This is a genomic window from Pseudomonas violetae, assembly GCF_023072615.1.
GTDB classification, from domain to species: Bacteria; Pseudomonadota; Gammaproteobacteria; order Pseudomonadales; family Pseudomonadaceae; genus Aquipseudomonas; species Aquipseudomonas violetae.
In genome coordinates, this window is the sequence record NZ_JAKNRW010000004.1 from 55,552 (window position 1) to 68,579 (window position 13,028).

Below are 13,028 nucleotides of genomic sequence, written 5' to 3' on the forward strand. Positions count from 1 at the left end.
CAAGCAGGACGGACATCTCCTGCAATGTTAACGCTCCATTAATCCGTCGCAGCGAGTATAAAAAGGGTGGCTCTGGCCACCCTTTTTTGTGGCCGCTGCCGTTACACTACAGAACTAAAGCCCGCCACGACCTGTCTGAATTCAGGTCGCGCGAGGCGACCAAAATTGTCCAGGAGTAAAGCATGCGTAATCTGATCCTCAGCGCCGCTCTCGCCGCTGCCAGCCTGTTCGGCATGACTGCCCAGGCAGCCGAAGCACCCGCCGCACCCTATGTCGAACTGAGCAACCCGGTTCAGGTCGCCGTGCCCGGCAAGATCGAGGTGGTGGAGCTGTTCTGGTATGGCTGCCCGCATTGCTACAAATTCGAGCCAGTGATCAACCCGTGGGTTGAAAAATTGCCATCCGATGTGAACTTCAAGCGCATCCCTGCAATGTTCGGCGGTCCTTGGGACGCCCACGGCCAAATGTTCCTGACGCTTGAATCCATGGGTGTCGAGCACAAGGTTCATGCCGCCGTGTTCAAGGCCATCCAGGAAGAACACAAGAAGCTGGTAACTCCGGATGAAATGGCTGAGTTCCTGGCGACCCAGGGTGTCGACAAGGATAAATTCCTCGCTACCTTCAATTCCTTCGCCATCAAGGGCCAGGTCGCTCAAGCGCGCGAACTCGCGAAGAAGTATGAAATTACCGGCGTGCCAACCATGGTCGTCAATGGCAAGTACCGTTTTGACATCGGTTCTGCCGGCGGCGCCGAGCAAGCACTGCAACTGGCCGATAAACTGGTCGAACAAGAGCGAGCGGCTAACAAGGCTGCTGCCAACTAAGCGCGGGGCCTGCCATGCGCCGCTGGGGAACTGAAAGAGTTGTTGGCCTGCATGATCCGCGGGTCAACGAACATCATCTGGAATCGACCGGGTTGCCCGCTGACAGCCGTCTGCGGCTACTGAGTTTTAATATCCAGGTGGGCATTAGTACCGAGCGGTATCGGCACTACCTGACCCGGGGCTGGCAACATCTGCTGCCCCACACCGGTCGCGCCACCAATCTGCAAAAGATCGGCGATCTGCTGGGTGACTTCGATCTGGTCGCTTTGCAGGAAGCCGATGGTGGCAGCATCAGGTCGGGCTACGTGAACCAAGTCGAGCACCTGGCCCAGCTAGGGGCCTTCCCCTACTGGTACCAACAACTCAATCGCAATCTCGGTCGCCTCGGCCAGCACAGTAATGGTGTGCTCAGTCGCCTGCGCCCCTGGGCGATTGAAGATCATCCGCTGCCGGGGCCCAAAGGTCGCGGGGCCATCCTGGTGCGTTTCGGCGAAGGCCCGGAAGCCCTCGTCGTGGTGATGATGCACCTGGCGCTTGGGGCACGTGTGCGCAGCCTGCAACTGGCCTACATCCGCGAACTGATCGGCGGCTACAAGCACCAGGTGTTGATGGGCGACATGAACACCCACGCCAGCGATCTGCTGCAGAATTCGCCGCTGCGTGATCTCGGCCTGCTGGCACCACAGCTAGAGGCGACCTTCCCCAGTTGGCGCCCACAACGGTGCCTGGACCATATTCTACTGAGCCCGAGCCTGACCCTTGAAAAGGTCGAGGTGCTGGCACAACCCATTTCCGATCACCTGCCGGTCGCGGTAGAGATTCGTCTGCCGGGTTCGCTCACGGCCGATGCATTCCCCGCGTTGAGTCCTGCCCCCTAGCGGATCCCTTGAATGAGCGACGAAGCACAGCGTTGGAAAGAGAAATACCTTCAAAGCATCGAACATCAGGAAAAACTCGAACGTCGCTGGGACGCCCGGCTCGACCTGCTGCGCCGCGGGCTGGTACGCAGCACACTGGCTGCCGAGGGTACCGACCGCACTGTCGACGAATGCATGAAGGAAATGCGCGATGTTGTGCGCACCGATGACATGGACGCCGGGCTGGCTGCGCTGTTGCCGCGCCTGGAAAAAGCGGTGCTCGATTCCGAGCAACGTCGCGAAACCCGGATCAACCAGACCAGCGCCGCACTGACGGCCCTGGTGGCCCAGTTGCAAACGCTGCCGCTGCCGCGCGAAGTCAGCCGCCCTCTCAAGCAATTTGCCAAGCAACTGGATGCCCGGGTTGGCCAGGTCCGCGAGATGCCGCTGTTGCTTAGCGAATTGAGCGGGCTGCAGGGCAAAGCGCTAAGTCGCCTGGAGAGCCCCGAAGAACCGGGTCGGCCAAGCTTGCTGCAGCGCCTGTTTGGCAACCGTGAAGCCGATGAAAGTGCGCCCGCTGCGGTGCCGGCACCGGTGGAGAAAGCTCCTGCACCGCAGGTGGAGCCAGCCCCTGCGGCGAAAGCTACCGGACCCTCTGTTGCCACCGAGCAACATCCCCCAGCGGCTACGGAGCAACAGTCGGTGGCGAATGTTGCACGGGCGCACCCACCGGAGGAGCCCGCGAAACCTGAGGCGTTTGGGCAAGCTGAGCAACCTGAGCAATCCACGGTGCAGCCCGAAGCCTCTGCGCAGGCCAGCGCCGAACCACCGGCCGTCGAAGAGTTGCCGCTTTCTCCAGTAACGCTTGAGGCACCTGCCACCGAGCCGGAAAATCCCGAGCAGGACACGCTCTACGCGCTCCCTGACTCGCCCGAGCCCACCTACAGTTCGGTAGCCAGGCACATCGAAGACACGCTACTGGGCCTGCTTGACGACCTGACACTGCCCGAGCGCCATCGTCCGCAAGCCGAAGCCATGCGCCTGCGCCTGCAAAATGGTTTGAACTGGTATGAGCTGATCCCGATCCTGGATGACCTGGCCACCTTGATGCTGGCAATCACCGGTAGCGGCCAGCATGAATTCGAAACCTATCTGCAGCAGCTCAACGAACGTCTGGAAGCCTTCCAGAGCAACCTGAGGGCTGCCAGCGATGGCCATGCCGACAACAGCTCTGCAGCGCGCGAGATGGATTCGCAAATCCGTGAGCAGGTCGATGGCTTGCAGAGCAGCATGCAGGACGCCGCAGACCTGAATGGACTCAAGCATGCCCTGGAGAACCATCTGGAGGGCCTGCTGGGCACCCTGGACCATTTCCAGAAGCAGCGCGACGAGCGTGAACAGGAAGTGGCGACTCGTCTGCAAAGCCTGGCTGATCGGGTTGCCCATATGGAACACGAAGCCCTGGGCTTTCGCGAACACCTTGAAGAACAACGCCAGAAAGCCTTGATCGATCCGCTGACCAACCTGCCCAACCGCGCCGCCTGGAACGAGCGCCTGGATCACGAAGTCAGCCAATGGCACCAACAAGGCGACAGCCTGTTGTTGGCCATGCTCGATCTCGATCATTTCAAGCGGATCAATGACAACTATGGCCATCTTGCTGGCGACAAGGTTCTGAAGATCATTGCAACCGTCCTGCGCAAGCGCTTGCGCGGCTCGGACTTCATTGCCCGATTCGGTGGCGAGGAATTTATCCTGCTGATGCCCGCGACCTTACCGGCGACCGGTGCAAGTCTTATGGAAAAATTACGCGCAGCCATCGAAGCCTGCCCTTTTCACTTCAAGGGTGAACCAGTGACGGTGACCCTTTCCATGGGCATCACAGCTTTCAGGCCTGGCGAACACAGTGACGCAGTCCTGAAAAGAGCCGATCAGGCGCTCTATCGGGCAAAACACGCGGGGCGCAACCGCATCGAATTGAGCTGATGACAATTGTGCCATTTTGTTTAAATCGGCGCTTTGGTCTTCGACCCTCACAGCATTACGTTACACTGTTGCATTATTATCTTACGTGTACTGCCACTCGCCATGAAATATTTTGCCCTCATTGTGTCGCTCATCTTGTTGGCAGGTTGCGCCAGTGGCCCGCGCATCGACACCAGTCATCCGTCAGCCAACCACGACAGCCGCATCCAGTTCGTGGTCGTGCACTACACCTCGGCGTCACTTGAACGCTCACTGCAACTGCTGACCCAAGGCGAAGTCAGCAGTCATTACCTGATCGGCGACGACAACAAGGCGACCATCTACAAGTTGGTGGATGAGAGCCTGCGTGCCTGGCACGCCGGCGAGAGCGAATGGCAAACCCGGACCTGGCTGAACTCCAGTTCCATCGGTATTGAAATCGTCAATCCGGGCTTCAAGGACACACCAACCGGCCGTCTCTGGTATCCCTACAGTGACGCGCAGATCCAGTCCCTGGTATTCCTGCTCAAGGACATCAGCAAGCGCTACGGCATCAGCCCTCACAACATCATCGGGCACAGTGACATTGCACCGGGACGCAAACTGGATCCCGGCCCCCTGTTTCCGTGGAAGCGCCTGGCGGAACAAGGATTGGGCGTATGGCCGAACGAGCAAGTCGTTGCACGCCAGCAAGCGCAGTTCAACGTGCAACTGCCGAGTATCAGCTGGTTCCAGGGACAACTGGCCCGGCTGGGTTACGCCACGCCCCAAACCGGTGAACTCGACGTGTCGACTCGTCATGTTCTGTCGGCTTTTCAGATGCATTTCCGGCCCACCCGGTTCGACGGCACCCCAGATGCGCAAACCGCGGCACTGCTACAAGTCTTGAATCAGACAAAATAATGACGCCCGCCCGACGGTCGGGCGTTTTACTCAACCAGCAGCTATAACTCATTGGTAATTCTTCGGATGTTACCGGATGACTGCTGCTCGAGAGACATTACGTAGCTGGTTCTATCGCCCATGGTTTTTGGCGATGCTAGCGGCTGTCTTCAGTGCAACGTTATTGCTCACTGGCAGTTTATTTGTCGCAGTCCACCAGATTGATAAGAACGAAAGCGAAGAGATGAATGCCCAGGGCGAGCGCTTCCTCGCGCGCCTGGAGCAGTTGTTCGGGCAATTGCGAGAAAGCCTCGACGACCTTGAGGCTCAGCCCCTGCGCACCTGCGACGATGAAATGATCGCCACCTTGCAGCAGGTGACATTCAACTATCGCTTCGTTTATGAAGCGGCCTACATGGACTCTTCCCGAATCTGTTCCAACCGTCCTCGCCAGGAAGGCCTGTCGATGAGCCGCGCACCTGACATCAAGGGCCCCACCTACAGCTATTGGCTGAACACCACCACCGAACCGGACGAGAACCGCGCGGCGCTGATGCTGGGCCGCGGCAATTTTCGGGTGGCGACTTCGCGCGGCCATTTGACCGACATGGTCGACCTGCCCCCAGGTAGCAGCCTGCTCGTGGTCCTCGACCGTGGCAAACGCGCGATACCAGTTCTCGGTGCCGAGCAGGCCTGGCCGCCGCTGGAAGCCTGGTCACCAAAGAGCCGCGATGCATTGCAGATTACTCAAACACATCTGATCTACCGCATGCCCACCAACAACCCCACCTATCAGTTGGTGCTGATATCGCCGCGCACGGGCATCCACGTGCCGCCGGTATGGTGGTGGCTGGTTCCGGCCAGCCTGGTGCTGGGTGGGTTTGTCGGGTTCCTGGTATTCCTGCTGGTGCGTCAACGCCAGTCGATGGATGCGGAGCTCAGCGGCGCCATCCGGCGGGGCGAGTTACAGGTCTTGTATCAACCGATCTTCGACCTCGACAGCCGCAACTGTGTCGGCGCGGAAGCCTTGCTTCGATGGCGTCGACCGGACGGTACGCTGACCAGCCCCGACCTGTTCATCCCCATGGCTGAAAACACTGGCCAGATCCGTCAGATGACCGACTTTGTCCTGCAGCGCTTGCTGGAACAGCTGGGGCAACTGCTGCGAGCCAACCCCCAGCTGTACATCTCGGTCAATCTCGCGGCGTGCGATGTCATGGTGCCGCGAGTTGGCCAAGTGATGGCCCGTTTGCTGACCCTGCACCGGGTGGCGGCCAAGCAGATTGCCTTTGAGGTGACCGAGCGCGGGTTGATCGATGTGGTGGTCGCACGGGAAAACCTGCAAGCGTTGCGGGACGTCGGGCACCAGGTGCTGATTGACGACTTCGGCACTGGATATTGCAGCCTCGCCTACCTGCAAACGCTACCGGTGGACTGCCTGAAGATCGACAAGGCGTTTATCGACGCCCTGGGACATGACGCTGCCAGCAGCGGCGTGGCGCCGCACATCATCCATATGGCCCAGGCCCTGCAACTTAAGGTGATTGCCGAAGGGATCGAACATGAATCCCAGGCCGCGTTCCTGAGCAGCGAAGGAGTGAAGTTCGGTCAGGGCTGGTTGTTCGCTCACGCGTTGAGCGCGGTACAGTTCATCGAACTGATTACCCGTGGCCGACGCCTGGGGGGGCGACGCCTGGACGACGAGGCCTGATCCCGCTTCAGACTGCCAGGGCCATGTAGAACTGCGTGCCCTGCCCCGGCCGCGAATAAACCCCCATACGCCCACCGTGCAGCTGCACGATCTCCTTGCACAACGCCAGGCCCAGGCCCGCGCCGCCCTTCTTGCGACCAACCTGCACAAAAGGTTCGAAAATCCGCCCTTGCTGGCCGTAGGCAATTCCTTCGCCGTTGTCCTCTACGCTGATAATCACGCGCTCCCCATGACGTCTTGCGTGCAGGCGAATCTGCCCGCCCGGTGAAGTGTGGCGCAGCGCATTATCGATCAGGTTATCCAGTACACGGTCCAACTGCGGCTGATCGGCTTGCAGCCGGGGCAATGGCTCCTGTACTTCCACCACCAGCTCGATATTGCTGGCCAGTGCGGTACTGGAGAACCGAACCCGGGCCTGTTCCAGCAAATCTTCGATAGAGCACGGCGCCAACGTGAGCTTCTGCAGGCCGTTCTGGTATCGGGAGAAATTCAGCAGGTCGTTGATCAACTGCATCAGCCGCTGCATCTCTTCGTTTACCGTATCCAGCAGATCGGCTTCACGAGAGTCCTCCGGGAACTTGGCCCTCTCCCTGAATAAGCCGAACGCCATGTGCATGCCGGTGACCGGTGTGCGCAACTCATGAGAAGCCCGCAGCACGAACTCGCTACGCACCCGCTCGAATGCACGCTGCTCGGTCACGTCATGCAGCACCATGACCGCGCCGAGAATATGCCCCTGGGTGTGGCTGACAGGCGTCAAGCTATAGGTGAGCAACCGCGACTCACCGTCGACCTCGATACTCAGGTCTTCCGGGGCTCGCTCCAGCGTGCCACCGCGTAATACCAATTGCAGCAGCCCATCAAGCTCCGGACGTTCGAGGGCCGAACCCAACCCCTGCCCCAGACGGTCGGAGTCCCAACCCAGCTGCCGCTGGGCCACCGGATTCAAATGCTCCAGGTGTCCTTCGCGGTCAATCATCAACAAGCCGTCATCGATGCTGTCGAGCACCGCCTGAAGGCGCTGTTTGCCGGCGAGTAACTCGTCAACGTTGGTCGCCTGATGCTCTCGCAGAGCTTCTGCCATGATGCCGAACCGCTTGGTCAGCAGATTCATTTCCGCAGCTGACGATATCGGCAGGGTAACCTCGAAATTGCCTTGGCCAATGTTGTCCGCCGCCTGAGCCAGCGCCTCGATCGGAGCACCGAAACGCCGCGCGATGGCATGGGCAGTGACAAAACCGATAACAAGCACCGCCAGGCCTACCAGCCCGATCAGTCCGACCATCAACAGCGCCCGGTCTCGCGCTGCACGTTCGGTCGCATAGATGGTATCCAGGGCGCGCTTGTTTTCGGAAAGCAGGCCGTTGCGCACCTTGTTGAATTTGTCCGTGAGCTCTTCGTTTCCGCGCAGCACATGGGGAGGGTTACGTGTATCAGCGTACGCCTGCAAAAACTCCTGGTAATCAGCCTTGGCCTGCTGAAAACCGTACTTGAAGCCGTCATCGGCCTGTTCGTGGGCAATACCCTCGTCGAGCAACTGGAAGTAGTGGTTTCTGGATTTATCGAAAGCAGCAAGGTCCGGCTTCTCGCTCAGCATGACGATCAGTTGATCACCCAGGGTCTGGCGCAGCTTGAGCCCCAGATCCAAGGTGGCGAAATTGTTGCTCACCAGCGATTGCTGGGAACTCGCCATCTGCATCACGCTGACCAGCCCGAGCAACAACCCGAGCAACGCGACGGTGATCAGCGCGGAAATGCTCAAGAAGAGCCGGGTGCGCAACTTCATCGCCAGTTTCATTGGGGATGACTCACAGGTTGTACTGCTTACGTTTGCGATACAGCGTTGAAGCGTCAATTCCCAAGGTCTTTGCAGCCTGGTCCAGCGTGTCGGCAGTGGCCAGGACCGCGCCGATGTGAGCCTTTTCCAGCTCGTCCAGGCTCAGTGCGGCACCGATGCGCGGCGCGTTGTTGACCGGCGTTTCAGTCATGCCCAGGTGGCTGATTTCGACTCGCTCCTGGGGACAGATAATGCTCGCACGCTCCACCACGTTTCGCAGTTCGCGAATGTTGCCCGGCCAGCGATAACCGAGCAATGCCTCTCTGGCCTCCTCGCTGAACCCCCGCGCCGGACGCGCATACTCCTTGACGAATCGTGCCAGGAAGCGATCCGCCAGATTAAGGATGTCCTCACGGCGCTCGCGTAATGGCGGAAGATGCAAGGTGATGACATTCAGCCGATAGAGCAGGTCTTCGCGGAAGCGCCCGTCCCGCACCATGTCTTCGAGATTGAGGTTGGTCGCCGCCAGGATCCGTACATCAGCACGGCGGGTGACTGGGTCGCCCACTCGCTCATATTCCTTGTCCTGAATAAAGCGGAGCAACTTTGGTTGCAACGTCAGAGGAAAGTCGCCGATCTCGTCGAGAAATAAGGTTCCGCCGTCCGCTTGATTGACTCGACCCAAGGTACTTTCGCTGGCGCCGGTGAACGCGCCCCGACTGTGTCCGAACAATTCGCTTTCCATCAACTCGGCGGTCAAGGATGGACAGTTAATAGTGACGCAGGATTTTTTCGCGCGCTTGCTCCAGCCATGGATCGCTTGGGACAACTCACCCTTACCAGTCCCGGACTCACCAAGAATGAGGATGTTGGCGTCGGTACTCGCTACTTGGCGGGCAGTTTCGAGCACCACCTTCATGGCCGGACTGTGGGAATCCAGACCATCTTTGGGTTTTCGCACTTCACCTTCCAGCGCTTCCAGGCGCGCTGACAATTGCCGCACCTCCAATTGCTTGGCGGTGGCCAGGCGCAACTGGTCGGGGCTGCATGGCTTGACGAGATAGTCGGCAGCGCCGGCCTGGATGGCGTCCACTGCCGTATCCACCGCCGAGTGAGCGGTAACTATGACTACTCGCATCCATGGCGCCTGAATGCGCATCTGTGCGAGTACGTCGAGACCGTTGTCTTCTCCCAGGCGCAAATCGAGGAAGCACAGGTCGAAGACCTGGCGTTGCAGCAAGGCATCTGCCTGGGCAGCGCTGTTGGCAGTGGCCACACTGTAGCCTTCGTCTTCAAGGCAATAACGGAAAGTTCGCAGGATGGCGGACTCGTCGTCCACCAGCAGAATGCGGCCTTGATGCTCACTGGCTGACTCCATTTTCCTACGCTCCGTTGAGAATGATTTTAGGTTAGTCCCGTAAAAATCGGGCAAGTTGCATGGTCAATTCTGTGCCTTTTCAACCGCAGCGGGGTAGATATCTACCGTTCCGTCAGGCAAACGCTTGATTTAGCTGGTTTTTATGCAAAGCAAAGGGCTGTGGGCGATTTCCCACGTCCATCTCTGACATCTTCGCCCTCCTCTCAATTCAAAAAGAATGAAAGTTCCTACGGCATTATCGTGCATTACGCACGACCGTAGAGAGCCCATCGTGCAGGATGCGTTCAATAGAATTTTTGATAATCTTTTAACATGTTGTTTTTAAAGGATTTTTTCTTCTTAAAAAGCTGGCATGCAGGCTGCAATAGTCTGGGTAATCAGGGCAAAAGATCGCCCACTACAAGATCACCACCGAAGTGGGAGGAGTTTCCGGATGAATCGCCAACGTGCCGCCCAATTGCGCATTTCCCCCCTGCACATTCAGCAAGGTCTGTTCGCTGTTCTTGCGCTTTTGATCACATTGATCGGCGGCCAGCAATTCCAGCGCTGGGAGCAGAACCAGCAGCAGGAAGCGCCGCAGTTGTTGTCATTCAAATATCCAACTCAAACCCACTTCAGTGCCGCCAGCAGCCAAGCGAGGGATAGCACATCGCTGCGGATGATGGACGTCGACCAGGCCCAGCCTGCGAATGAGATGCCTCGTCAGGAACGCTGGGTGTTCTGATTACCAACTTGGCGCGCTGCTTACGCCGGGAAAAGCACCACAAAACATCACCTCTAAAAAGCAGCATCTCTAAATAGAAGCGTAAGGAGAATCACCATGTTGAGCTGGGCAATCACATTCTTGATCATTGCCATCATTGCCGCCGTACTGGGCTTCGGTGGTATCGCGGGCACCGCCACGGGTATCGCCAAGATTCTCTTTGTCGTGTTCCTGGTGATGTTCATTGCGTCGTTCTTCTTCGGCCGTCGCGGTCGAGGCTGAATATGAACGTCTCGTTGAAAACATTGGCAGCCGCCCTGCTACTGGGCGGTAGCGCCATGGCGATGGCGGCCAATGATGGCCAGACGCGGGTCAATGAGTTGTTGAATTCCGATCCGCAATATCGCGACACCTGGCAAGGCGTGGTGAAGAAGGAAGAACGCCTGCCGGAATGGGTGATGAACCTGTCCGGCGACGCTGAGCAAATGAACGCGGTAGAAGAAGACGGAGACAAGTACCTTGTAGGACCACTTTGCGAGTCGCAAGCGACCTGTCTGAACAAGCGTCTGATCGTTGCTGTCAGTTTCGACAAGGATGAAGCCTACGGGATGCTGGTTGAAGTGCCTACGGGGCTACCGGCGGACAAGTCGCCGACGCGACATGCGACGTACCGGTTCCTCGGCAAGCCAGATGAGGGCATGCAGACCCTGTTGATGGAACAACTGAAAAAAGATCCGAAGTGGTACTGAGTTTGAAATAGAAAGAGGCCGCAAGGCGTCTTTCCATGCACTGCCCGATGACGGCAGTTGCATGACCAAGGGGCCGGGACGCTCTGCCTGTTTCAGGGGCGCAGTGACCTACGGGTACAGGGAGTACCTGCGAAAGGGCCGGGTCAGGAAAAAGCTGCGACGCAGGTTCGCGACATTCGATTTCGACGAACCTGCGGAGAGCTTATGCAATCTAGGCATTCAGTTGGTACTAAATCCTCACAGGCACCCTCCTCTCAATAACTCGAATCAATTTCGCCGAAAAATACATTTCTCAGTGTTTCCTTGCGACCGTACATCGAGAAAAATAGCCTGATTTTTCAATGGTATTTTTCTATCAGCTCATCGGATTTTGCGTCAAAAGTTCTTTCTCGCGCCTGCTCAAAAAACACTCAATGCACGCTGTAATGACCGGTTCACGGCACTTATGCCCGCCGAAATGTCGTATTCGAACCGGTTGGGACGCCAGTTTCATTTAGAAGAACTCATGCCGATTCGGCATAGGGTAGGCGTTTACGGCATTAGACGTCGCTTCCCTGCATCGGAATAGTTGCGCCTTTTTTCGCCTGCCAGAGAGCTACAAACAAGCGCTCCGGGGCACCTTATACGGAGGCCGATGCACAAGACTTTTTCGCCACGAGCGTTCCTGTTCCGAGCATCTGCCTGAGTCAAACGCAATTAAGGGTAAAGATATGAAGAAGGCAAAGCTTAGCCTCGCCTGGCAGATCCTCATCGGTCTGGTATTGGGGATTGCAATCGGTGCGCTGCTCAACCATTTCGGTGCCGAAAAAGCCTGGTGGATCAGTAACGTTCTGCAACCAGCAGGCGATATCTTTATCCGTCTGATCAAGATGATTGTGATCCCGATCGTGATCTCTTCACTGATCGTCGGTATTGCAGGCGTTGGCGACGCAAAAAAACTCGGCAGCATCGGCCTCAAGACCATCATCTACTTCGAGATCGTCACCACGATCGCCATCGTCGTCGGCCTGGTGCTGGCCAACGTGTTCCACCCGGGCGCCGGCATCGACATGAGCACCCTGGGCACTGTGGATATTTCCAAGTATCAGGCGACTGCCGCCGAGGTCCAGCATGAACATGCGTTCATCGAGACTATCCTCAACCTGATCCCGTCGAATATCTTCGCGGCAATAGCTCGCGGCGAGATGCTGCCGATCATCTTCTTCTCGGTATTGTTCGGTCTCGGTCTGTCGAGCCTGAAACCCGAATTGCGCGATCCGCTGGTCACCCTGTTCCAGGGCGTGTCGGAAAGCATGTTCAAGGTCACCCACATGATCATGAACTACGCCCCGATCGGCGTGTTCGCGCTGATCGCGGTGACCGTGGCCAACTTCGGCTTCGCTTCCCTGCTGCCCCTGGCAAAACTGGTCCTGCTGGTTTACTTCGCCATCGCCTTCTTCGCCTTCATGGTGCTGGGCCTGATTGCTCGCCTGTTCGGCTTCTCGGTCATCAAGCTGATGCGCATCTTCAAGGATGAGCTGGTACTGGCCTACTCCACCGCCAGCTCCGAAACCGTGCTGCCACGGGTCATCGAGAAAATGGAGGCCTACGGCGCGCCGAAAGCCATCTGCAGCTTCGTGGTACCGACCGGGTACTCTTTCAACCTCGACGGCTCGACGCTGTATCAAAGCATCGCGGCCATCTTCATTGCCCAGCTATACGGCATCGATCTGTCCATCAGCCAGCAATTGCTGCTGGTGCTGACCCTCATGGTCACCTCCAAGGGCATCGCCGGTGTACCGGGCGTTTCCTTCGTGGTGCTGCTGGCGACCCTGGGCAGCGTGGGTATTCCACTGGAAGGCCTGGCGTTCATCGCCGGTGTCGACCGCATCATGGACATGGCGCGTACCGCACTGAACGTGATCGGCAACGCCCTGGCGGTACTGGTCATCTCCCGCTGGGAAGGCATGTACGACGACGAGAAGGGCCAGCGCTACTGGAACTCCCTGCCGCACTGGCGCAGCAAGGAAAAGCTGCCAGCTGGTGAAGTGTCGAAAAGCTGATACGACATCCGGTGCGACTGCTTGAAATGCAGGAGCACGCTCGCTCCTGCAGGGGGTCCGAAAACCCCATGCACGACGCTAGACAAACCCCGGAGAAATCCGGGGTTTGTCGTTTCTGGCTACCCCGCTATCATTCGCCG

11 protein-coding genes are annotated in these 13,028 nt (G+C 58.1%); 9 read left to right on the forward strand and 2 right to left on the reverse strand.

Translation table 11 applies throughout. The annotated features are described in order from the left end of the window. Window positions 1–182 precede the first annotated feature (182 nt). The 5 genes from L9059_RS06900 (at window position 183) to L9059_RS06920 (ending at window position 6,239) form a co-directional block, all read left to right on the forward strand. Entirely contained in the window at window positions 183–824 is a 642-nt protein-coding gene (locus L9059_RS06900; RefSeq protein ID WP_247289558.1) for a thiol:disulfide interchange protein DsbA/DsbL, read from the forward strand. Window positions 825–838: 14 nt separating this feature from the next. Next, window positions 839–1,702 carry an endonuclease/exonuclease/phosphatase family protein gene (locus L9059_RS06905; RefSeq protein WP_247289559.1) on the forward strand — a complete coding sequence of 288 codons (864 nt, stop codon included), beginning with the start codon at window positions 839–841 and terminating at the stop codon, window positions 1,700–1,702. A 12-nt stretch (window positions 1,703–1,714) separates the two neighbouring features. Beyond that, window positions 1,715–3,667 carry a GGDEF domain-containing protein gene (locus tag L9059_RS06910; protein ID WP_247289560.1) on the forward strand — a complete coding sequence of 651 codons (1,953 nt, stop codon included), beginning with the start codon at window positions 1,715–1,717 and terminating at the stop codon, window positions 3,665–3,667. Between the two features lie 102 nt (window positions 3,668–3,769). Further along, a complete protein-coding gene (locus L9059_RS06915; RefSeq protein WP_247289561.1) occupies window positions 3,770–4,549 on the forward strand; it encodes an N-acetylmuramoyl-L-alanine amidase in 780 nt (259 codons plus the stop codon). 76 nt (window positions 4,550–4,625) lie between these two features. Beyond that, window positions 4,626–6,239, forward strand: coding sequence for an EAL domain-containing protein (locus L9059_RS06920; RefSeq protein WP_247289562.1), 1,614 nt, complete (start codon window positions 4,626–4,628; stop codon window positions 6,237–6,239). A 7-nt stretch (window positions 6,240–6,246) separates the two neighbouring features. Here the strand turns inward: L9059_RS06920 and L9059_RS06925 are convergent, their stop codons facing one another. Then, a complete protein-coding gene (locus L9059_RS06925) occupies window positions 6,247–8,037 on the reverse strand; it encodes a KinB sensor domain-containing domain (RefSeq protein ID WP_247289563.1) in 1,791 nt (596 codons plus the stop codon). Between the two features lie 10 nt (window positions 8,038–8,047). Next, the gene (gene algB / locus L9059_RS06930) at window positions 8,048–9,394 is read right to left on the reverse strand and encodes a sigma-54-dependent response regulator transcription factor AlgB (RefSeq protein WP_247289565.1); all 1,347 of its coding nucleotides are present in this window, start codon (window positions 9,392–9,394) and stop codon (window positions 8,048–8,050) included. 433 nt (window positions 9,395–9,827) lie between these two features. On the opposite strand from algB, the gene L9059_RS06935 reads away from it, so the two are divergent. From L9059_RS06935 to gltP, 4 genes are all read left to right on the forward strand, one after another. Further along, entirely contained in the window at window positions 9,828–10,118 is a 291-nt protein-coding gene (locus tag L9059_RS06935) for a hypothetical protein (protein WP_247289566.1), read from the forward strand. A gap of 96 nt (window positions 10,119–10,214) precedes the next feature. Next, window positions 10,215–10,379, forward strand: coding sequence for a DUF1328 domain-containing protein (locus L9059_RS06940; RefSeq protein WP_003177151.1), 165 nt, complete (start codon window positions 10,215–10,217; stop codon window positions 10,377–10,379). 2 nt (window positions 10,380–10,381) lie between these two features. After that, window positions 10,382–10,846: an inhibitor of vertebrate lysozyme family protein gene (locus tag L9059_RS06945; protein ID WP_247289567.1), complete on the forward strand. Its 465-nt coding sequence runs from the start codon at window positions 10,382–10,384 to the stop codon at window positions 10,844–10,846. 710 nt (window positions 10,847–11,556) lie between these two features. Then, window positions 11,557–12,888 (forward strand): glutamate/aspartate:proton symporter GltP, encoded by a 1,332-nt coding sequence (gene gltP / locus L9059_RS06950; RefSeq protein ID WP_247289568.1) that lies wholly within the window; start codon window positions 11,557–11,559, stop codon window positions 12,886–12,888. Window positions 12,889–13,028: the final 140 nt, after the last annotated feature.